Origin of the sequence: Winogradskyella poriferorum (genome assembly GCF_050618035.1) — a bacterium.
GTDB lineage: Bacteria > Bacteroidota > Bacteroidia > Flavobacteriales > Flavobacteriaceae > Winogradskyella > Winogradskyella poriferorum_A.
This window is the reverse complement of the sequence record NZ_JBODPY010000001.1, coordinates 402,470-423,378: the sequence shown is the minus strand read 5'-3', so window position 1 is coordinate 423,378 and position 20,909 is coordinate 402,470. Positions and strand designations below refer to the sequence as shown.

Genomic DNA, 20,909 nt, shown 5'->3' with positions numbered 1-20,909 from the left:
TTTATTTTAGATCTAAGCAAGCAACTAGTAATAAAGCTGATCAGTCTTAAGATTAAGGAAGCGTTGTGTGGCAATAAACGTACTAATCCAAGTGATTACAATTCCTAGTAGAAAGACACCAACAAATAATGCAATAATTAGTATGGTATTATTAAGTAATTCTAATTCCGGGAACGTTAGATCTAAATAATATAGAACGACTGCCATTCCTATTAGTGCCACAATAGCACCAATAATTCCAAGTTGTACACTTTTCCAAATAAAGGGTCTTCTAATAAAACTCTTCGTTGCACCAACCATCTGCATGGTTTTAATAATAAAGCGCTTGGAGTACACCGCTAGACGAATAGAACTATTGATGAGAAGAACCGCAATAATTGTAAAAACACCACTGATGATAAGTACCCAGAATGTTATTTTTTTAACGTTGTCGTTCATCAACTCAACCAGGTCATTATCATATCGTATTTCTTCAATAAAAGACTTATTAGATAATCCCTCTGATATTTCTGAAAGACTCTCGGTCGTAACATAGTCTGCCTTTAAATAAACATCTATAGAGTTCTTTAAAGGATTATAACCCACAAAGTCCATAAAGTCTTCTCCTGTTTCAGCCTTCATCACTGAGGCAGCCTCTTCTTTAGAAACATAAAGTGCTTCTTTAGAATAATCGGCCATAGCCAAGCTTTTCGTCAACTGATTTACTTCTACCTCTTTAGCAGTATCATTTAGATAAATGGTCATTACAACCTGTTCCTTAAAGTGGTCGGCTACCTTTTTGGCGTTGATCACTAATAGACCTAAGCATCCTAATAAAAATAGAACTAAAGCGATACTTATAACAACAGAGATGTAGGATGAAATAAGTTTGCGCTTCTGGTATTTGTCAAATGATGAGGCCATTTAAAATTGGATTAATACAGTAAAAATAAAAAACAATTTAGTTATCTCGAGTAATACAACGTTTAGTTTTTAATTGTGTTGTAATACCACTAAATTTGCACCTTATTTCAAGGGTATTGCTATAATGAGATACAATTTTAACAAGATTGAAGCCAAGTGGCAGAAGTATTGGGCCGATAAACAAACTTTTAAAGCTGAAAACTATTCGGATAAGCCAAAATATTATGTTTTAGATATGTTTCCTTACCCAAGTGGTGCAGGATTACATGTTGGCCATCCACTAGGATATATAGCAAGCGATATTTATGCGCGTTACAAACGTCATAAAGGTTTTAATGTCCTTCACCCTCAAGGTTATGATAGTTTTGGATTGCCTGCTGAGCAATATGCGATTCAGACTGGACAACATCCTGCTATAACAACTGAGGCTAACATAAAAACCTACAGAAGACAATTAGATCAGATAGGATTTTCATTTGATTGGAGCAGGGAAGTCCGAACTTCAGACCCGCAATATTATAAATGGACACAGTGGATTTTTATTCAACTTTTTGAGTCTTGGTATAACTATAACAGTGATAAGGCAGAAGATATTGATAGCTTAGTTAAACTTTTTGAAGCTGAAGGCAATGCCAATGTAAATGCGGCTTGTGATGATGACGTTACACTTTTTACAGCTGAGGAGTGGAGTGGATTTACTTCTGAAGAAAAACAAGAAACTTTATTAAAATACAGACTTACCTATTTGGCTGAAACCGAAGTAAATTGGTGTCCAGCATTAGGTACAGTTTTAGCAAATGACGAAATCATCAATGGTGTTTCAGAACGTGGTGGTCATCCAGTAATTAGAAAGAAAATGACGCAATGGAGTATGAGAATATCTGCCTATGCGGAGCGTTTACTTCAAGGACTTGAGACCATTGATTGGACAGATTCCCTCAAAGAAAGTCAGCGTAATTGGATAGGGAAGTCGGTTGGTGCCTCTGTAACCTTCAAGGTTAAAGACCATGATGCAAATATCGATGTTTTTACAACGAGACCAGACACCATTTTTGGTGTATCGTTTATGACTTTGGCGCCTGAGCACCAATTAGTATCCCAAATAACTACTGCGGAACAAAAAGCTGAGGTTGATGCCTATATTGAAGCAACAGCGAAGCGATCTGAACGCGATAGAATGGCAGATGTAAAAACCATATCTGGAGTTTTTACAGGAGCCTATGCTGAGCATCCTTTTACCAAAGAACCTATTCCCATCTGGATTGGTGATTATGTATTGGCAAGTTATGGTACTGGCGCAGTAATGGCGGTGCCATGTGGTGATCAGCGCGATTATGATTTTGCAAAGCACTTCAACATATCTATTCCAAATATTTTTGATGGTGTAGATATTTCAGAAGAAGCCTTCGCATCAAAAGACAATGTGAAAATTGCGAATAGCGATTTCTTAGATGGATTGAATTATAAGAAAGCAACGAAACGTGCCATCTATGAATTAGAGCAAATAGGCCAAGGGCAAGGAAAAACCAATTACCGACTACGAGATGCAGTATTTTCGCGTCAACGCTATTGGGGCGAACCTTTCCCAGTGTATTATAAAAACGGATTACCGCAGATGATTGATGCGTCATTTTTACCACTGACCTTACCTGAGGTTGAAAAATATCTGCCAACAGAAACTGGCGAACCGCCTCTAGGAAATGCAAAAGTTTGGGCTTGGGATACAACAACCAATACAGTTGTAGATAATGATAATATTGATAATGAGACGGTCTTCCCATTAGAATTAAACACCATGCCAGGTTGGGCTGGAAGCTCACAGTATTTTAACCGTTATATGGATCCTAATAATGAGGATGAAATCTTTTCTCAGGATGCTATTAATTATTGGCAACAAGTGGATTTATATATAGGCGGAAGTGAACATGCTACAGGTCATTTACTTTACTCACGATTCTGGCAAAAATTTATGTTCGATAAAGGTTATGTACCTCAAGACGAATATGCCAAGAAGTTAATAAACCAAGGCATGATCTTAGGGACCAGTGCTTTTGTGTATAGAGAGGAAAATACTAATAAGTTCTATTCTAAAGGGCTAATTGAAGGAAAAGCTATTCAAGCCATTCACGCAGGTGTGTCAATGATAAACTCATCAGATGAATTAGATGTTGAGGCATTTAAAAACTGGAGACCTGATTTTAAAGATGCAGAATTCATTCTAGAAGATGGTGTTTACAAGGTAGGTAGAGATGTTGAGAAAATGTCTAAATCTAAGTACAACGTAGTTAATCCAGATGAAATTTGTGAGCAATATGGTGCCGATAGTTTGAGATTATATGAAATGTTTTTAGGCCCATTGGAGCAATATAAACCATGGAATACTGCAGGTATTACAGGTGTACATGGTTTCCTTAAAAAACTTTGGAAATTATATGTTGGCCAAGAAGATCTAAATGTTAATGATGCTGAGCCAACTAAAGACAATTTAAAAACCCTACATAAAACCATAAAAAAGGTTGAAGAAGATATTGATAATTTCTCCTTTAATACGTCGGTTTCAACTTTTATGATTGCTGTTAACGAATTAACTGCACAAAAGTGTACAAGTAAGCAGATACTAGAACCTTTGCTGATTTTAATTTCACCTTATGCACCACATATTGCTGAAGAATTATGGGAAGCATTGGGTTATGCAGAGTCCATTTCTACTGCACCTTTTCCAAGATTTGAAGAAAAGCACTTGGTAGAAAGTTCTAAGAACTACCCAATATCTTTCAATGGTAAAATGCGATTTACCCTAGAATTACCGTTAGATATGAGTAAAGAAGATATTGAGAAGACCGTGTTGGCTTACGATAAAACCCAAGAACAGCTACAAGGGCGTACACCTAAAAAAGTGATTGTAGTGCCTGGTAAAATCGTAAATATTGTTGGTTAAGTAATTAGTGATTGAAATAGATTATATAGAGATTATTGGGATGTGTGCGGCAGTTTTAACGACTGCTGCTTATTTACCACAAGTCTATAAAACCTATAAAACTAAGGATGTTTCCGGTCTTTCATTACCCATGGTCCTTATGTTATTAGTTGGTGTAATTCTTTGGTTTATATATGGCCTCATTTTAAAGCGACCCTCACTCATTTTGGCTAATGGTATAACATTGGTATCTGCAGTTTTATTAGTTAGTTTTATACTTAAGTATCGTAAATAATTCCTTTTAGTAGAAATGATAACTTTAGAAAGACTTAAGAAAATAGCACTTGTTTTCGTCTTAGCTACTATAATTAGTATTGTGTTTCTATCGATTTTTCAGGACAAATTTGATGCTACAGAATGGAGAGTTAATCCAGATGTTCGTTATAAAATGGCCAATGATATTATCGAGCAAAAAGTACTTTACAGTAAAACCAGGGAAGAAGTCATTCAGCTATTAGGTTTGCCTGATGTTTTAGATGTTTCTTCAACAGATTATCTTGCCTATAAACTGGGAACACCTCCAAATTTTTTTGATGCCGAACCACAGCATTTGGTTATTAAGTTAGAGGATAATAAGGTTGTAAAAGTCGTAGTTGAGCAAGACTAAAAATTTGTGATTTTCAGTTTGTCGATTCTATGCTTCGTACATCTATTGATGTATTTATTTGAAAATGAATTATTTGTTGAATTTATTTCAATAAAATTTTATATAAATAATAATCTCATAAAAATGACAGCCAAATCAAATTCAAATTTGGATTGTTCATTTTTTTAGTAGTAATTCACATCGCTATTAATCTCAAAATCTATTACAATGAACATCGGAGTCCCAAAAGAAATTAAGAACAATGAAAATCGTGTTGGTATGACACCAGCAGGAGTTTTTGAACTCATTAAAAACAATCATACTGTTTATGTACAAAAAGATGCTGGTTTAGGCAGTGGCTTTTTTGATAAAGATTATACCGAAGTTGGTGCTACTATATTAGACACTATAGAAGAGGTCTATGCCTCTGCAGATTTGATTGTAAAAGTTAAGGAACCTATTGAAAAGGAATATCCTTTAATTAAATCCAATCATGTTGTTTTTACCTATTTCCACTTTGCATCTAGTGAGGCTTTAACCAAAGCCATGATTAAAAGTGAGGCCATATGTATTGCCTATGAAACTGTTGAGGATGAGGATGGATCGTTGCCACTTTTAACACCAATGTCTGAAGTGGCCGGTCGTATGGCTATTCAACAAGGTGCAAAATATCTTGAAAAGCCAATTAAAGGAAGAGGTGTTTTATTAGGAGGTGTTCCTGGTGTGCCGCCAGGAAAGGTACTTGTTTTAGGTGCAGGTGTAGTAGGTATTCAAGCCGCCAAAATGGCAGCAGGATTAGGTGCACATGTCACAATTATGGATATAAACATGAAGCAACTTCGTTATGTAAATGATGTAATGCCAAATCATGTTGTAACAGAATTTTCAAGCGAGTTCAATATCCGAAAGCGAATAAAAGATCACGATTTAATTGTTGGTGGTGTTCTAATTAAAGGGGCAAAAGCACCAAAACTCATCACTAGAGATATGTTAAAGGAGATGCGTCCTGGTACTGTTGTCGTTGATGTAGCTGTAGATCAAGGTGGTTGTATAGAAACAACAAAAGCTACCACACACGAGGATCCTACCTATATTATTGATGATGTTGTACATTACTGTGTTGCCAACATGCCTGGTGCCGTACCTTATACATCAACATTGGCCTTAACTAATGTAACTTTACCTTATGTACTAAGATTGGCAAATCAAGGATGGGAAGTAGCGTGTGCTAAAGACAATTCGCTCAGAAAAGGCCTAAATATTGTAAAAGGTAAGATTGTATACGAAGAAATAGCTGAAGCCTTTAATTGGTCCTTAGAGGCGATGTAATTTTACAGATATTAGCTCTCAAACTGACAAAATTTCTTAACTTCAATTTGGCTTATTTTTTGCATATCATTTAGTAATTTTATGTAAATAATTATTAGAAAACTATGTTAGGATATTATGTTTTAATCGGTGCAATAGCATTGGTAAGTTGGTTGGTAAGTAATAAACTAAAGCAAAAATTTGCTTTCTATTCTAAGCGTCAACTTCAAAATGGAATGAGTGGTAGAGAAATTGCTGAGAAGATGTTGGCGGATCATGGCATTGCAGACGTTGAAGTTATTTCTGTGAGAGGTCAATTGACTGACCATTATAATCCAAAAAATAAAACGGTAAATTTAAGTGAGGCTGTTTATAATCAACGAAATGCAGCAGCAGCTGCAGTTGCAGCACATGAAGTAGGTCATGCGGTACAACATGCACAAGCATACAGTGCGCTTCAAATGCGATCAGCACTTGTGCCAGTGGTAAGTGTAACCTCAGGGATGTCACAGTGGTTAGTTATTGGTGGTCTAATAATGGGAGCCGCAGCTGGAGTTGGTATGGGTTACTGGGTAGCCGTTGCTGGTTTAGTTTTTATGGGAGCAGCCACCTTATTTAGTTTTATCACTTTACCAGTAGAATATGATGCAAGTAACCGAGCTTTGGCCTGGTTAAAAAATAAGCATATGGTGAGTCAGCAAGAATATGAGGGTGCAGAAGATGCTCTTAAATGGGCAGCAAGAACATATCTTGTTGCAGCGATAGGAGCTCTTGCATCACTTTTATATTGGGCTTTACAAGTATTTGGAGGAAGAGATTAATTTCGAGTTAGATAAAGATATAAAGCACCTTGGGAAAGGTGCTTTTTTATTGAGCTAGATTTTTATTTGTCTATTAATTTGTTGTTGCAATGAGATAAATGTTTCAGTTCTAGAAACACCTTTAATAGTTTGTATATGAGAGTTCAGGACATGCATTAAATGCTCGTTATTTTTAGACAATATTTTAATAAAAATACTCCACTCACCAGTTGTGTAATGACATTCAATGACTTCGGGTACTTTTTGTAATTGCTTTACGGCATCGGGATTACTTACGGCCTTGTCTAGGTATACACCAACAAAAGCCATTGTAGTATAACCCAGTATCTTAGGATTGATTATAAATTTTGAACCAGCAAGTAAACCTGATTTTTCTAATTTTTTTAAGCGTTGGTGGATCGCAGCTCCAGAAATACCTACACCACGAGCTATCTCTAAAATAGGTGTTCTGGCATCTTCCATTAAAGCTCTAAGTATCTTTTTATCAATACCATCAATGAAAATACCTTTATCATTAACTTTCATGCTTAATTTATTTACGAATTGAAAGTTAAAAATAATAAAATGATATCAGATTGAAATTATTCGAGATTTAATGGATTATATCCCAAATAAGGAACCTTTTTCTCATTAAACACAACACCATAACTTTTAAGTTCTTCAAGGATTGGCGTGTAGATTTCTTTTGAGATAGGTATTTGTACACCGGGTGTTGTAATCTTTTTATTTAAGATATCGAGTGTTGCCATGGCAACTGGTAAGCCTACAGTTTTGGCCATAGCTGTATATGTTTGATCTTCACCAACAACAACCATAGTAGCATCAATTTGACGTTTTTCGCCTTTAATTTCATATCCAAACTTATGATACATCACAATCATATCCTTATCTGATGCATTTAACGTCCAGCTATCCATTAAGATTTTTTGAAGTATCTGAGCAGGTGTGGCTTGTTTCAATTCAACTATTTTTGACGAACTGAATAAGTCGAGTTCTAGAAATTTATCCCATACAATGTCGTCTTGATCAATTTTGAGGGCATGTCTAAATTTGAGCTCAACAGAATCCGTTGGGCTATAGGGTAAAAAGGAGTTTACAAAATCACGATAGCTCATATTTTCGCTGTCTTCAATTGTGTAGCTATCATCAGTCATTCCCAGTTGAACAAATACATGCCAAGCTTTGCTGAATCCAACACGTCGCATAGTACCACGATAAAGCGTTTTTATATTATCTAATCCGTAGGAGTGTTGGTATTTTAATGAATCGCGATTAGCATATGCTTCAAATCTCCCAAAACCATCAATGTCTAAGAATTCAGTGCGTCTAAACAACCTATGATATGGGATGTATTTAAATTGATTTTCTTGTAGAAATTTGGCTGCGCCTCCTTGACCGGCTACTACTACATTTCTAGGGTTCCATGTAAATTTATAGTTCCATAGGTTATTATCACTTTCTGGGGCAACAAGCCCACCAGTAAATGATTCGAATAGAATCATCTCACCACCATTTTCCCTTATACGGTCTATAACCTGCATGGCACTCATATGATCAATACCAGGATCCACGCCAATTTCATTCATAAAAATGAGATTGTTAGCTTTAGCCTCTGCATCTAAAGCTTGCATTTCTTTACTTACATATGATGCTGTTACCATATGCTTTTTAAATTCAATACAGTCTTTAGCCACTTCGATGTGCATTCTGGCAGGAAGCATAGACACAACGATATCTGCGTTTTGAATTGCAGATCTGCGAGAATCTGAGTTAAAAACATCGAGTGGAATCACCTGCGTATTTTGGGTATGTTCTCCAAGAAGTTTAGTTGCGTTGTCTACATTAATATCTCCAATTGTAATCTCTAAATTTTCTGAATTAGATTTATCAACTAGATATTTGATGAGATAGGAAGAAGATTTACCTGCACCAATGATTAAAATCTTTCGCATAGTGTCTATATATGACTAATTTTGTACAGCACGAATGTACTAAATAGTAGATTTAAATTATTAGCAAAAGTCTGTTTACTTATGAACAAAACAATATTGGTTACAGCCACCATTTTAGGAATCTTCGGCATTGCTCTTGGTGCCTTTGCAGCCCATGGGCTTGAAAAATTAATTAATGAAGATGCTTTAACTTCATTTCAAACTGGCGTGAGATACCAGCTCTATCATGCTTTTTTACTTTTAATTATTGGCAGTACTAATTTCTTAGGGTCTACAGCGAAAAAGCAGGTCTTTTATTTAATTATATTAGGCTTAATTTGTTTTTCAGGATCTATTTATGGTCTATCAACTAATGCACTTTCCTCATTTGATTTTAAACAAATTGCTTTAATAACACCTGTAGGTGGATTATTATTTATAATTGGCTGGTTAAGAATGTTAATCGGTATAATAAAAAGTAGCACTGATTAATAGTATTATAACACTATATTCTAAAATAAAGTTTTAATTTTGCGACCTAAACAATACTATAATTATGGCAAACCATACCCAATCAGCGAAAACGATTTCGTTAGATAAATATGGCATTAAAGATGCTCAAATCAACTATCAACTTTCACCAGAAGCATTACAGGCAAGAACCTTGGAATTAGAAATGGGAAGAGAGACCAAAAATGGAACGCTTGCTATTAATACTGGTAAATTTACAGGACGATCTCCAGAAGATCGTTTTTTAGTTAAGGATGACTATACAAGTGAAAAGATTTGGTGGGGAACATCTAATAAACCGATCTCACCGGAGAATTTTGACCTTCTTCAAGCAGAAATTGAGAAGTACCTCAGTGGTAAAGAATTGTTTGTTAGAGATGGGTATGTTTGTGCTGATCCAAACTATAAAATGAACGTAAGAACTGTTACAGAATACCCATGGTCAAACATGTTTATTTTTAATATGTTCTTAAGGCCAGATGAAGATGAGTTAGAAGATTTTAAAGAGGAGTGGTTGGTACTTTGTGCTCCAGGATATTCTTGTCCAGATCCTGAAAATCATGGATTAAGGCAAGGGAATTTCTCTATTTTAAATTTTACCAAAAAAGTGGCTTTAGTTGGAGGCTCTGCCTACACTGGTGAAATGAAAAAAGGAATTTTCACAGCGCTTAATTTTATTCTACCTGTTGAGAAAAATGTTTTGCCAATGCACTGTTCTGCTAATGTTGGTGAAGACGGAGAAACAGCAATTTTCTTTGGTCTGTCGGGTACAGGTAAAACTACATTATCTACTGATCCTAATAGAAAGCTAATTGGAGACGATGAGCATGGTTGGACAGAAGAAAATACTATATTTAATTTTGAAGGTGGATGTTATGCCAAGGTAATTGATCTTAGTGAAGAAAAGGAACCAGATATTTATAGAGCGATTAGACCTGGGGCGATTCTTGAGAATGTTATTTTTAAAGATAATGGCGAGGTAGACTATATGGATAGCACCATTACACAGAATACAAGAGTGAGTTATCCTATTTTTCACATAGACAACATTAAGCAACCATCGTTTGCTGCAAATCCAAAAAACATTTTCTTTCTTACAGCAGATGCTTTTGGAGTATTACCTCCAATATCTAAATTAACACCTGCTCAGGCCGCCTATCACTTCATATCTGGTTACACGGCTAAAGTTGCAGGTACAGAAGCAGGAGTTGTGGAGCCACAACCTTCGTTCTCTGCTTGTTTTGGTGCACCATTTATGCCATTACATCCAACAAAATATGCTGATATGCTTAGTCGTAAAATGAAAGAAGCTGGTGTTAATGTATGGTTGGTGAATACAGGATGGACTGGTGGTCCTTATGGAGTAGGGACGCGTATGAAATTAAAGTACACACGTGCTATGATTACAGCGGCATTGAATGGTGATCTTGGAGATTATACTTATGAAGATTATCATATTCACTCTGTCTTTGGAGTAGCACAACCAAGAACTTGTCCAGGTGTTCCAACTGAGGTGCTAAGTCCAAGAGCTACATGGAATGATGATGATGCCTATTATAAAATGGCATTTAAGTTGTCTAATTCGTTTAGACATAACTTTAAGAAATTTGAATCTTATGCCTCTGAGGAAATTAGGCGAGGTGGACCACAGCGCTATGCGTTTTAAAAAAAGTAAAAAGCGATTCAAACGAATCGCTTTTTTATTTCTAATCTTTTGAAAATAAATTATTTATATATTTAGGCATTGTTGTAGTAGGTCCAACAAATATTTAAATATGAAATTAAAATTCCCTCTCTTTCTTTTTATGGTGTTGGCACAACTAATGTTTGCACAATTAAAACAGAAATATTCGATTTATTTAAATTTTGATTCTTCGGCTGATGAAATGATTGTTTCGGAGAAAAAAGTTAGCGATTCTATATGGGTCAGAACATATGAATTTTCTAAAGATATCTCTGATGAAAACTGTAAGGATGCCCTTTGGATTAATGAAAAAGGAGAGGTTGTTAAAGAAAAAAGAGACGCGTCTAAGTTAAAATTAAAGGAAAGTTTAATTCTCTATCATTATTCATATAGAAACAGAATAGAATATTTGGATAATATACCAGAGGCAAGTGTTATATATTACAATGATTTTATTAATTCTGAATTCAAAAGTTTTAATAAAATTCTAAAAAATGCTGAAAAGGTTTTTGTGATTGATAAGGATGAAATTAAAAGCGAATCTTCAAAAATTAAAGCATATCAAATTGTATTTTAATAAAAAAGCCCAATATTAATTGGGCTTTAATTTTTTATGTCGATTTGTTTATTTGCCTTTATTTACAGAATCAATATACTTCTGCAGCGCCATAGTCATCGATGGCGTTTCAGGCGTAGGAGCAGCAATATCTACTCGCAGTCCTTTTTTCTCTACAGCCTTAACAGTTGTATTACCAAACACAGCTATTCTTGTATTATTCTGTTTGAAATCTGGGAAATTATGAAACAATGATTCTATTCCAGAAGGGCTAAAGAATACTAAAATATCATAATATACATCTGCTAAATCAGATAAGTCACTAATTACTGTTTTATAAAAAGTAGCTTGGGTCCAATTCACACCTAAGTTATCTAATATTTCAGGAATAGTTGGTTTTACTTTATCCGTCGTTGGTAATAAAAAAGACTCTTCCTTATACTTTTTAATTAGAGGGCTTAAATCTTGAAAAGTACGTTTTCCAACATAGATTTTACGCTTTCTGTAAACAACATATTTCTGTAGGTAGTAAGCAACAGCTTCTGACTGACAGAAATACTTCATAGAATCTGGCACCTTAAAACGCATTTCTTCAGCTACCCTAAAGAAATGGTCTACCGAGTTTCTACTCGTAAGTATTATAGCAGTGAATTTGCTTAAATCTATTTTTTGTTGTCTAATATCTTTTGCTGATACACCTTCAACGTGAATAAAAGGTCTAAAATCTACTTTTACCTTTTGCTTTTCTTGAAGATCGTAGTATGGAGAGTTCTCTATTTTAGGCTCTGGTTGCGACACTAAAATTGTTTTCACTTTCATACGTCTGTCTGTGTTTTATACGTTATAGTCCCTAAACACCTTATATAAAAGAACATAAGGTCCAATTTCGAGAGCGCAAAGATACAATAAAAAATAAAATAAATTAAGATTTATTGAGTTTTGATGCGTTTTAAAAGTCAAGTAAAATCCGATGAGATTTATTAGACCTACGAGACCAATGGTAACCGATAGAATGATGGTCGTAAAATTGTTAGTATAAATAAGGAATAAATTTGCTATCAATAAAACTAAGCCTGAGTAGTTTTTAAAAGTTGTTTTCTGAAAGAGATAACTGTCAATTAGTTCGTCTATTTCGAAGAGACTTGCGATAAGACGTTCTACCAAAACTTTAATAATGAGAATAGTTGCAATTGCAAAACTCATTTTAAGAAAGGTGATTAAATCAAACTGCAATGGAGAGACAAAAGTAGAATAGGCATAGAAAATAAAAACACTTAGGGAGAGTGTAAAATTGAAGAATAAAAAGCCATCGAAGGTATCAATGAAATTTTGATCTCGTGAATATATTTTAAGGTATTTTGAGTTACCAATAACATAAATAAAATCACTAAATCTAAGACTGTTAAGTGTTTTTGCTACAACAACTGAAAGAAGTCCTAACAATGTAAATACTGTAAACCATTCATTAGTGATAAATTCTCTCATAAGGCTAAATTAAAAATAAAATATGGTCTTTTTAACTTGGTAAACACGAATAATGAAAGACTTAAATAAACACTTATTAATGCATTAAAAATTTTACTTTTGTCAAAATTTAGAATTGCTGAATGAACGACGCTATAGTCATCATACCCACTTACAACGAGATTGAAAATATCGAATCTATTATAAAGGACGTATTTTCACAAAATAAGGTATATCATATCTTAGTTGTGGATGATAATTCTCCAGACAATACATCTCAAAAAGTTAAGGATCTCCAAGGTGAATTTAAGGGTTCGCTCTTTTTATTACAGCGTACAGGCAAGAAAGGACTAGGTTCGGCTTATCTCGATGGTTTTAAATGGGCTTTAGAAAAGTCCTATGACTATATTTTTGAGATGGATGCTGATTTTTCGCATAACCCTAATGACTTAATTAAACTGTACGAAGCTTGTTCGATTGATGGTGCAGATGTAGCTGTAGGATCTCGATATGTTAAGGGTATTACGGTTGTTAATTGGCCGATATCCAGAATTTTACTGTCTTATGGAGCTTCAAAATATGTGAGAATGATTACCGGAATGAAAATCAATGATTCTACAGCGGGATTTGTTTGCTATAAAAGAATTGTTTTAGAGACCATTAATCTTAAGAAGATTAAATTTGTGGGCTATGCATTTCAAATTGAAATGAAATTTAAAGCATACAAGAAAGGGTTTGTGATAATGGAAATTCCAGTAATTTTTAAAGACAGAATCCTAGGAAAATCCAAAATGAGTGGCAGTATAATCTCTGAAGCTGTTTTTGGTGTAATTAGTTTAAAATTAAAAAGTTTATTTACAAGATAATATTAATATGAAGCGAAATACCCTCATTAAAAACGCTAAAATTGTAAATGAAGGACAAATCTTTGAAGGTGACATCCTAATAGAAGACAATGTTATTGCAAGTATAGATTCATCAATTAGTGTGAAGTCGGCAGATATGACCGTTATTGATGCTGAAGGAAATTACGTTATTCCTGGTCTAATCGATGATCAGGTTCATTTTAGAGAACCAGGCTTAACACATAAGGCCAATATTGAAACAGAATCGAGAGCGGCATTAGCAGGTGGTATTACCTCTTTTATAGAGATGCCAAATACAAAACCTCAAACAACTACTGTAGAGAAATTAGAAGAAAAATTTGCAATAGCTTCAAAATCATCACATGCCAATTACTCGTTTATGTTTGGTGGCACCAATAATAATTTAGAAGAGATATTAAAGGTAGATACAAAATCTGTTGCTGGCTTAAAGTTGTTTTTGGGATCCTCGACAGGAAATATGCTCGTTGATGACCCAGAAGTATTAGAAAAAATATTTTCTAGTACGAATATGGTTATTTCAGTTCACTGTGAGGATGAAGGGACTATAAGAGAAAATTTAGCTAAATACAAGGCGGAGTATGGAGATGATATTCCGATGGAATTTCACCCTATAATAAGAAGCGAAGAGGCATGTTATCTATCCTCTTCAAAAGCAATAGAATTAGCAAAGAAAACAGGAGCTAGATTACATGTTTTCCATTTGTCTACCGGAAAAGAAACACATTTATTTTCAAATAAGATTCCATTAAAGGACAAGAAAATAACTTCAGAGGTCTGTATTCACCATTTATGGTTTTCAGATGAAGATTATAAAACAAAAGGCAGTCGTATAAAATGGAATCCGGCAGTGAAAACTGCAAAAGATAGAGATGCATTATGGAAAGCATTGTTAGATGATCGCATCGATGTGATAGCAACAGACCATGCACCACATACTGTTGAAGAAAAAAATAATCCTTATACCTCTGCACCATCAGGAGGACCATTAGTACAACATGCATTGGTTGCATTATTAGAAGCACATCATAACGGTAAGATTTCAATTGAGAAAATTGTAGAAAAAGCATGTCATAATCCTGCAATTTTATTCGATGTAGAAAAACGAGGCTACATTAAAGAAGGTTATTATGCTGATTTGGTAATAGTAGATTTAAATAGTCCTTGGACCGTAAATAAGGACAACATTTTGTATAAGTGTGGATGGTCACCGTTTGAAGGGAATACCTTTAAAAGTCGAATAACACATACTTTTGTAAATGGACAATTAGCTTATAATAACTTTAAGGTATTAGACGTTAAGGCAGGGCAGAGATTAACTTTTAATAGATAATATTATTAAACGATTAACCGTCATATTATTAGTAGCAATTTTAGCTGTTTCCTGTAATAATAAGGATAAACCTAAAAAGCCAGATAACTTAATACCAAAGGATAAGATGTCCGAAATTTTATTCGATTTATATGTTATAAATGGAGCAAAAGGGGTTAATCGTCAGGTATTTGAAAAACGTAACTTAAAACCAGAGTCCTATTTATTAACTAAGCATAAAATAGATAGTGCACAATTTGCTGATAGCAACACCTATTGGGCTTTTGATACTGAGAGTTATACTTCTATTATTGAAGAAGTAAAAGCCAAATTAGAGTCTAAGAAAAAGCAATTGGAAGATCTTCAAAAAATGGAACAAGTTAACGCCAAGCGCAGGCGAGATTCCATAAAGGAGGCAAATAAATCAAAATCAAAGGTAACCAACAAACCAAAGGTTACAGAAAAAAAGTGAGTTTAGTTATTTAAATCTCTTTTATACAGTTCGCAGATTTCTTCGATGGACTGATCTATAGTCTTAAATTTAAAATCAAGGGCTTTTTTAATTTTGGAATTGTCATATCTAGTTATACTCAAGGCAGATTTCGCGGTTTGTTTAGATAGATTTCTACGTTTACCAAATAACTTATGACCTATCCAATCCAAGCGCCAAGCTAATCCCAAAAGCCAAGATTTAGCTTCTTTCTGAGGTGGTTTTACGTTTAAGTCCCTAGCAACTTTATTTTGAAATTCTTGAAAGGTCATGTTTTCAGAAATTAAAATAAATCCTTCATTATTGATGTTGCTGTTCATTAACTTAATCATAGCATCTACCACGTCAAAAACATCAACATAACCGACAATTCCTTTTACATAATAAGTCATGCCTTTATAAACTTGTTTAAAAAGACTCCCACTACTACCACCATTCCAATAGCCAGCTCCTAGTATAACACCTGGATTAACAATAACAGCATTTAGTCCTTCTTGAGTACCTCTCCATACTTCTAATTCTGCACCATACTTTGTAATGGCATATACGCTATTGTCCTCTTCTGGATTCCATGGTGTTTGCTCATCGATAAGTGCTTCAGGATTTTCTTTATGTCCTATTGCTGCAATAGAGCTTACATAGCAGAGTTTTTCGATAGAACTGCTCAAACAAAGGTTTACGATATTGGCGGTTCCCTCAATATTTATCTTTCGAAGCAGTTTGTATTTATCGGGCTCAAATGACACAAAGGCCGCACAATGATAGACGTGTGTAATTCCTTTAAAGGCTTGTTCTAAAGCAGGTATATCATTTATATCAGCTTCGACCCAATCGATTTGATTAAATAATTCTTCTGAGTTTTCCTCGAAATAGGAAAATACGTATTTTACACGTTGTAGCGTTTTTTCCCTTCTATAGGTAGCTCTCACTTTTTCCTTGTTTAGCACCAATTGATAAAGCAAATGAGAGCCTACTAAACCAGTACCGCCAGTAACTAAGATCATACTGCAAAATTACGTTTTTTAGAATTGTCTTTTCTCTTTAATTTCGGAAACATATCTTTGCGAAAAATAAAGAATAATGAGTCAAGATTTTGTTGAAGAACTAAAGTGGAGAGGCATGTTGCATGATAGTATGCCAGGTGTTGAGGATCATCTAAAAGAGGCTATGCGAAGCGCATATGTTGGTTTTGATCCTACTGCAGATTCATTACATATCGGAAATTTGGTTCCAATAATGCTTTTAGCCCATTACCAAAGATGTGGGCACAAACCAGTTGCTCTTGTTGGTGGTGCTACCGGAATGATAGGTGATCCTTCAGGAAAGTCTAATGAACGAAACTTATTAGATGAGTCTACTCTGCGTCATAATCAAGAAGCGATAAAAAAGCAGTTATCGCACTTTTTAGATTTTGAAAGTGATGCACCTAATAGTGCTGTTTTGGTTAATAATTATGATTGGATGAAGTCCTTTTCATTTCTTGATTTCATTAGAGATGTAGGTAAGCATATCACAGTTAATTATATGATGGCCAAAGATTCTGTAAAGAATAGAATTTCTGGAGAAAGCAATAATGACGGAATGAGCTTTACTGAGTTTACATATCAATTAGTTCAGGGCTATGACTTTCTGCACTTGTATCGAGATAATAGTTGTACCATACAAATGGGTGGTAGTGACCAATGGGGAAATATAACTACAGGCACAGAGTTAATTAGACGTATTGGAAATGGTAAAGGATTTGCTATTACCTGTCCTTTAATCACAAAGAGTGATGGTTCAAAGTTTGGTAAGTCTGAAGGTGGTAATGTTTGGTTGGATGCTAACAGAACATCTCCTTATAAATTTTATCAGTATTGGTTGAACTCAAGTGATGAAGATGCGGCGAAGTACATTAAAATATTTACCTTTTTATCGCAAGATGAAATAGAGTCTCTTATAAATGAGCATTCACAAATGCCTCATCAGCGCTTATTACAAAAGAGACTTGCTGAGGAAATCACCGTCATGGTACATTCTAAAGAAGAACTCGAGAATGCGGTTAAAGCTTCCCAAATTTTATTTAGTAAAAATTTTAAAGACGATATTGATTCCCTAAATGAAAAGACTTTCCTAGATGTTTTTGAAGGTGTAAAGCAAGTTGAGATAAATAGGACAGAGATTGAAGAAGGCCTAGATATGATTGGAGCACTTTCTGCAAAAACAAGTTTTTTAAATTCTAATGGAGAGGCTAGACGTGCACTCAAAGAAAATGCGATTTCCGTAAATAAGGAAAAGGTCCGTGAGGATTATAAGATTACGTCTTCAGATCTTATAAAAAATAAATATGTAATTCTCAGTAGAGGTAAAAAAACAAATTTTATCCTCAAAATAGTTTAAATACAAGCAATGCCCAAAATCTTTGGGCATTGCTCATCTAACCAATCAATCAACTAATGAAAAATCCTCTTTTCATAAGTATTAAATTGGTCGTTTTATTTAATAATTCCTTACAGCACCATGAGATTACAACCTCGAATATCCGAATTGTCAAATCTTCCAATAATTTCAAAGGTTCCGTCGGCATAGGTCTTACCTAGGTCTTGTGTCGCTATAAAAGCACAGGAGTAAATATTAGCGAGATCGATGATATTTAATCCTCCTGTCTTTAGATCAGGTTGTGTAGTTAAGGGGTCTTCAGTATCTCTAGTTAGTACTTTCATCCAAGGAGGAGTTCTAAATATACCATTGCCAGTAGAATAAGCCTGACTTAATAATTCTGTCATACCATATTCGCTATGTATGTCTGAAACATTAAAACCTTCTTTTAAATGCTTATGAAGGTCGTCGCGGATTAATTCTTTGCGTTTGCCTTTCATACCTCCTGTTTCCATTATAATGGTATGATTAAGATCAAAATTATAGGCCTCTACAAGATCTAATAACGCAAAGGAGACACCAATTAACAGCGTTTTTTGTCCTCGATTTTCAAGATTGATTAAGGTATTGGCTAACTGTTCTAAATTATTTAAATAGAAGCCACTTTCTGCCTTTGCTGAGGCTTTAATGAGATGATTCACCATATAAATTAATGAAGACCCTTCCCTTTCTAAATATGAAGGTAAAAGACCTAAAACAGTGTAATCTCTAATATCACCATAGAATAGTTCAAAGGACTTCATAAAACTCCTTTCATAAAGCTTCAAATTGGTCACAAGGTGCTTACTTGTTTTACTACCAGTTGTACCAGAACTAGTAAATACCTTTTGAGTTTCACTGGTAGAGGATAATACGTTGTGTGATTTAAAAAACTGTATAGGTAAAAAGGGAATGTCTTTAATGCTTCTAACATCAGAAGGATGCTTGTAAAGTAAATCGCAAAAGGCTCTGTAAACAGGATTATTTTCAAATTGAAACTTAAAAATTTGAAGTGCAGTAGCTTCAAATTCTTCATGGGTTTTAATATTAAAAATAGCCTCTTCTAATTGCATGACGCAAAAATATGGAAAATAAAAAAGCGCAACTTGAGTTATCAAGTTGCGCTTCATTTTAAAACAATGCTACTATTTTATGACTAATTTTTTAGTAACTGATGCATTGTTTTGCGTTATTTTAACGATGTATAATCCAGATCTTAACTGTGATACATCAAGATTGTTATTAGTTAATCTTTGATTAATAACTTGCTTACCTAAAACATCAAATACTTGAATATTTGCTTCTTCATTGTTATTCAATGTAATGGTTACATTACCAGACTCAGCTGGGTTAGGATAAATTGAAAAATCTACATTTATACCTTCATCAATTGATAAAAGATTACCAGAAGGGTAAGGATTTGTAGAATTGTTATTTTGTGTTCCATCTAGTTGACCAGTACCACTAAATGTCCAATTAGCAAGTACAAAAGTTGAACCGTCAGGTCCAGTACCAACATTGCGATATGCCCAACCATCTACATAGTCCCATGGTTCGCCAGTACCATCTGTATTGATATCACCAAATACATCAATTACTTGCCCATTCTCAAAAAGTTCAATGGCATCATCTCCATTTATAAATGCTGCGCTTGATTCGTAAGGCGTTAAGCTTACTCCAAAGAAGGTGTTGAAATCAGCTGTTTGTCCAGTGCCAATAACATAAAGTAAATCTCCAGTTAACGCGGCAACAGCTGGGAAAGTAAATTCTTCACCATCTGTACCACCGCCATTATTTGCGCTACCTACACCGAACACACTTAAATCAGCAATATCACTTAAAACTTCTATTTCAATTCCTTTTGGAGTTCCATTATTTAATACATCAAAAACACCAGAAATTCTAAGAGCATTTGTTAATGGATTAAAAACTGATCCACTTAAATTAACAGTTCTATCTGTTGCACCTGAACTGGTAACTGTTACGTCATCCGCATAGTCACCAACAGCAAGGCCTTGACTAAGTCTTGCATAAATTGTAGTGCTAGCAACAGATCCTCCTGATTGAGTTAAGACTATAGGTGTAGTCACAAATCCTGAACCTGATGTTGTGCTAATTTCAAAATTGGCAGGCGGTGTAACCGTGATATCATCAGTGAGATCAGATCCCTCAACAGTAAATGAACCTTCCATAGATGGACCTGAGTTAAATTCATAATTTAAGTCCGCAACATCTGGTCCTGCTGTAATATTTGGTGATGCAGCAAATCCGTCAACAATTCTTAAATTATCAATTGATATATCTTCGTCACCTGCTACTAAATTTTCCCATACTAATCTAATGTCGATTACACTACCACTACTTATCGCTGCAGAATATTCTGTAAAGGTGTCTGTTATTTCAGGGCCATCACCATTGCCGTCAAAATCTGAATCTATCATTGGTTGACTAACATTTGAACCACCCATTGCGTCCGCAGTAGAGACTTGAAGGACTTTATTAAAAGTTCCAGAATTATCAATAGAAACTTCTACATAAAATAAAGAATCATCATCCCAATCAAAATTAGTTCCATCTTTATCCTCTGCCAATAAAATAGCTAATGATAAATTTGAGAAGCCTGTAATGTTTACGTCATCAAAAAGAAGTGAATGGACATTACCACCTCCTGATCCACCTGCATTCGCTGCATCAATATCCATACCTGCAAAACAAAAATCACCATCAGTTCCAGATAATGAATAAAATGTGCCAACTATTAAATCAGCCGCATCTTCGGCAGAAGCATTCAAATTTGTTCTTCCAAAAAAGTCGCCAAATCCATCAGAGAATTCTACCTGTGAGGTAGTATATCTTGATCCATTTCCATCAGTCTCAAACGACTCTTGAAAGACTGTAGTCTGACCATATGAAAATGTAGCGATTGTTAAACAAAAAAGTAAAAAGTAAAGTTTTTTCATAATAAAGGATTAATTAATTAGACTATAAATATACTAACAAATTGTAAGTGTTGAGCCCCTACATTACTTAAAGATTGATTTTTTACAATTAAATAACATAGGATAAATCAACTTCTATGATTTTAT

The 20,909-nt window shown here is 34.5% G+C and carries 20 protein-coding genes; 12 read left to right on the top strand and 8 right to left on the bottom strand.

The window, feature by feature from the left end:
- Positions 1 to 24 precede the first annotated feature (24 nt).
- Positions 25 to 903, bottom strand: a complete 879-nt coding sequence (locus ACRHOC_RS01820) for a cell division protein FtsX (RefSeq protein WP_431156796.1) — start codon at positions 901 to 903, stop codon at positions 25 to 27.
- A 124-nt stretch (positions 904 to 1,027) separates the two neighbouring features.
- Here ACRHOC_RS01820 and leuS point away from each other — a divergent pair, with 124 nt between their 5' ends.
- From leuS to ACRHOC_RS01795, 5 genes are all read left to right on the top strand, one after another.
- Entirely contained in the window at positions 1,028 to 3,841 is a 2,814-nt protein-coding gene (leuS, locus tag ACRHOC_RS01815; RefSeq protein ID WP_431156795.1) for a leucine--tRNA ligase, read from the top strand.
- 7 nt (positions 3,842 to 3,848) lie between these two features.
- Positions 3,849 to 4,115 (top strand): SemiSWEET family sugar transporter, encoded by a 267-nt coding sequence (locus ACRHOC_RS01810; protein ID WP_431156794.1) that lies wholly within the window; start codon positions 3,849 to 3,851, stop codon positions 4,113 to 4,115.
- 15 nt (positions 4,116 to 4,130) lie between these two features.
- Positions 4,131 to 4,487, top strand: coding sequence for a hypothetical protein (locus tag ACRHOC_RS01805; RefSeq protein ID WP_431156793.1), 357 nt, complete (start codon positions 4,131 to 4,133; stop codon positions 4,485 to 4,487).
- A gap of 207 nt (positions 4,488 to 4,694) precedes the next feature.
- Positions 4,695 to 5,795, top strand: coding sequence for an alanine dehydrogenase (gene ald, locus ACRHOC_RS01800; protein ID WP_431156792.1), 1,101 nt, complete (start codon positions 4,695 to 4,697; stop codon positions 5,793 to 5,795).
- A gap of 104 nt (positions 5,796 to 5,899) precedes the next feature.
- A complete protein-coding gene (locus ACRHOC_RS01795; RefSeq protein WP_431156791.1) occupies positions 5,900 to 6,595 on the top strand; it encodes a zinc metallopeptidase in 696 nt (231 codons plus the stop codon).
- Between the two features lie 54 nt (positions 6,596 to 6,649).
- On the opposite strand, the gene ACRHOC_RS01790 is transcribed toward ACRHOC_RS01795, so the two are convergent.
- The gene (locus ACRHOC_RS01790) at positions 6,650 to 7,120 is read right to left on the bottom strand and encodes an Lrp/AsnC ligand binding domain-containing protein (RefSeq protein WP_431156790.1); all 471 of its coding nucleotides are present in this window, start codon (positions 7,118 to 7,120) and stop codon (positions 6,650 to 6,652) included.
- Positions 7,121 to 7,176: 56 nt separating this feature from the next.
- Positions 7,177 to 8,547, bottom strand: coding sequence for a saccharopine dehydrogenase family protein (locus ACRHOC_RS01785; RefSeq protein WP_431156789.1), 1,371 nt, complete (start codon positions 8,545 to 8,547; stop codon positions 7,177 to 7,179).
- 81 nt (positions 8,548 to 8,628) lie between these two features.
- Between ACRHOC_RS01785 and ACRHOC_RS01780 the strand changes: the two genes are divergently transcribed.
- The 3 genes from ACRHOC_RS01780 to ACRHOC_RS01770 all read left to right on the top strand — a co-directional run bounded on the left by ACRHOC_RS01780 (position 8,629) and on the right by ACRHOC_RS01770 (position 11,297).
- Positions 8,629 to 9,018 (top strand): DUF423 domain-containing protein, encoded by a 390-nt coding sequence (locus ACRHOC_RS01780; protein WP_431156788.1) that lies wholly within the window; start codon positions 8,629 to 8,631, stop codon positions 9,016 to 9,018.
- A gap of 64 nt (positions 9,019 to 9,082) precedes the next feature.
- On the top strand, positions 9,083 to 10,702 hold the full coding sequence (gene pckA, locus ACRHOC_RS01775) for a phosphoenolpyruvate carboxykinase (ATP) (protein ID WP_431156787.1): 1,620 nt from the start codon (positions 9,083 to 9,085) through the stop codon (positions 10,700 to 10,702).
- A gap of 109 nt (positions 10,703 to 10,811) precedes the next feature.
- Entirely contained in the window at positions 10,812 to 11,297 is a 486-nt protein-coding gene (locus ACRHOC_RS01770; protein ID WP_431156786.1) for a hypothetical protein, read from the top strand.
- A gap of 48 nt (positions 11,298 to 11,345) precedes the next feature.
- Here ACRHOC_RS01770 and ACRHOC_RS01765 read toward each other — a convergent pair whose 3' ends face one another.
- Together ACRHOC_RS01765 and ACRHOC_RS01760 are read right to left on the bottom strand one after the other, a co-directional pair.
- Positions 11,346 to 12,095: a uroporphyrinogen-III synthase gene (locus ACRHOC_RS01765; RefSeq protein ID WP_431156785.1), complete on the bottom strand. Its 750-nt coding sequence runs from the start codon at positions 12,093 to 12,095 to the stop codon at positions 11,346 to 11,348.
- Positions 12,096 to 12,110: 15 nt separating this feature from the next.
- Positions 12,111 to 12,761, bottom strand: a complete 651-nt coding sequence (locus ACRHOC_RS01760) for a DUF4271 domain-containing protein (RefSeq protein WP_431156784.1) — start codon at positions 12,759 to 12,761, stop codon at positions 12,111 to 12,113.
- A gap of 122 nt (positions 12,762 to 12,883) precedes the next feature.
- On the opposite strand from ACRHOC_RS01760, the gene ACRHOC_RS01755 reads away from it, so the two are divergent.
- From ACRHOC_RS01755 to ACRHOC_RS01745, 3 genes are read left to right on the top strand one after another with little or no spacing between them, the layout of a single operon-like run.
- Positions 12,884 to 13,606, top strand: coding sequence for a polyprenol monophosphomannose synthase (locus tag ACRHOC_RS01755; protein ID WP_431156783.1), 723 nt, complete (start codon positions 12,884 to 12,886; stop codon positions 13,604 to 13,606).
- Between the two features lie 7 nt (positions 13,607 to 13,613).
- The gene (locus ACRHOC_RS01750; RefSeq protein ID WP_431156782.1) at positions 13,614 to 14,957 is read left to right on the top strand and encodes a dihydroorotase; all 1,344 of its coding nucleotides are present in this window, start codon (positions 13,614 to 13,616) and stop codon (positions 14,955 to 14,957) included.
- Entirely contained in the window at positions 14,950 to 15,408 is a 459-nt protein-coding gene (locus ACRHOC_RS01745) for a DUF4296 domain-containing protein (RefSeq protein ID WP_431157438.1), read from the top strand. The genes ACRHOC_RS01750 and ACRHOC_RS01745 overlap by 8 nt, the downstream gene beginning before the upstream one ends.
- A 2-nt stretch (positions 15,409 to 15,410) precedes the next feature.
- On the opposite strand, the gene ACRHOC_RS01740 is transcribed toward ACRHOC_RS01745, so the two are convergent.
- Positions 15,411 to 16,430, bottom strand: a complete 1,020-nt coding sequence (locus tag ACRHOC_RS01740) for an NAD-dependent epimerase/dehydratase family protein (RefSeq protein ID WP_431156781.1) — start codon at positions 16,428 to 16,430, stop codon at positions 15,411 to 15,413.
- Positions 16,431 to 16,506: 76 nt separating this feature from the next.
- On the opposite strand from ACRHOC_RS01740, the gene tyrS reads away from it, so the two are divergent.
- A complete protein-coding gene (tyrS, locus tag ACRHOC_RS01735) occupies positions 16,507 to 17,805 on the top strand; it encodes a tyrosine--tRNA ligase (protein WP_431156780.1) in 1,299 nt (432 codons plus the stop codon).
- Between the two features lie 110 nt (positions 17,806 to 17,915).
- Here the strand turns inward: tyrS and ACRHOC_RS01730 are convergent, their stop codons facing one another.
- Together ACRHOC_RS01730 and ACRHOC_RS01725 are read right to left on the bottom strand one after the other, a co-directional pair.
- On the bottom strand, positions 17,916 to 18,896 hold the full coding sequence (locus tag ACRHOC_RS01730) for an acyl transferase (RefSeq protein WP_431156779.1): 981 nt from the start codon (positions 18,894 to 18,896) through the stop codon (positions 17,916 to 17,918).
- Between the two features lie 72 nt (positions 18,897 to 18,968).
- Positions 18,969 to 20,783: a T9SS type A sorting domain-containing protein gene (locus tag ACRHOC_RS01725; RefSeq protein WP_431156778.1), complete on the bottom strand. Its 1,815-nt coding sequence runs from the start codon at positions 20,781 to 20,783 to the stop codon at positions 18,969 to 18,971.
- Positions 20,784 to 20,909 lie beyond the last annotated feature (126 nt).

What these genes read in the sequence shown, in the direction of transcription:
- ACRHOC_RS01820 (WP_431156796.1), bottom strand. Translation starts at nt 903, where the DNA reads ATGGCCTCATCATTTGACAAATACCAGAAGCGCAAACTTATTTCATCC.
- leuS (WP_431156795.1), top strand. Translation starts at nt 1,028, where the DNA reads ATGAGATACAATTTTAACAAGATTGAAGCCAAGTGGCAGAAGTATTGG.
- ACRHOC_RS01805 (WP_431156793.1), top strand. Translation starts at nt 4,131, where the DNA reads ATGATAACTTTAGAAAGACTTAAGAAAATAGCACTTGTTTTCGTCTTA.
- ald (WP_431156792.1), top strand. Translation starts at nt 4,695, where the DNA reads ATGAACATCGGAGTCCCAAAAGAAATTAAGAACAATGAAAATCGTGTT.
- ACRHOC_RS01795 (WP_431156791.1), top strand. Translation starts at nt 5,900, where the DNA reads ATGTTAGGATATTATGTTTTAATCGGTGCAATAGCATTGGTAAGTTGG.
- ACRHOC_RS01790 (WP_431156790.1), bottom strand. Translation starts at nt 7,120, where the DNA reads ATGAAAGTTAATGATAAAGGTATTTTCATTGATGGTATTGATAAAAAG.
- ACRHOC_RS01785 (WP_431156789.1), bottom strand. Translation starts at nt 8,547, where the DNA reads ATGCGAAAGATTTTAATCATTGGTGCAGGTAAATCTTCTTCCTATCTC.
- ACRHOC_RS01780 (WP_431156788.1), top strand. Translation starts at nt 8,629, where the DNA reads ATGAACAAAACAATATTGGTTACAGCCACCATTTTAGGAATCTTCGGC.
- pckA (WP_431156787.1), top strand. Translation starts at nt 9,083, where the DNA reads ATGGCAAACCATACCCAATCAGCGAAAACGATTTCGTTAGATAAATAT.
- ACRHOC_RS01770 (WP_431156786.1), top strand. Translation starts at nt 10,812, where the DNA reads ATGAAATTAAAATTCCCTCTCTTTCTTTTTATGGTGTTGGCACAACTA.
- ACRHOC_RS01765 (WP_431156785.1), bottom strand. Translation starts at nt 12,095, where the DNA reads ATGAAAGTGAAAACAATTTTAGTGTCGCAACCAGAGCCTAAAATAGAG.
- ACRHOC_RS01760 (WP_431156784.1), bottom strand. Translation starts at nt 12,761, where the DNA reads ATGAGAGAATTTATCACTAATGAATGGTTTACAGTATTTACATTGTTA.
- ACRHOC_RS01755 (WP_431156783.1), top strand. Translation starts at nt 12,884, where the DNA reads ATGAACGACGCTATAGTCATCATACCCACTTACAACGAGATTGAAAAT.
- ACRHOC_RS01750 (WP_431156782.1), top strand. Translation starts at nt 13,614, where the DNA reads ATGAAGCGAAATACCCTCATTAAAAACGCTAAAATTGTAAATGAAGGA.
- ACRHOC_RS01740 (WP_431156781.1), bottom strand. Translation starts at nt 16,430, where the DNA reads ATGATCTTAGTTACTGGCGGTACTGGTTTAGTAGGCTCTCATTTGCTT.
- tyrS (WP_431156780.1), top strand. Translation starts at nt 16,507, where the DNA reads ATGAGTCAAGATTTTGTTGAAGAACTAAAGTGGAGAGGCATGTTGCAT.
- ACRHOC_RS01730 (WP_431156779.1), bottom strand. Translation starts at nt 18,896, where the DNA reads ATGCAATTAGAAGAGGCTATTTTTAATATTAAAACCCATGAAGAATTT.
- ACRHOC_RS01725 (WP_431156778.1), bottom strand. Translation starts at nt 20,783, where the DNA reads ATGAAAAAACTTTACTTTTTACTTTTTTGTTTAACAATCGCTACATTT.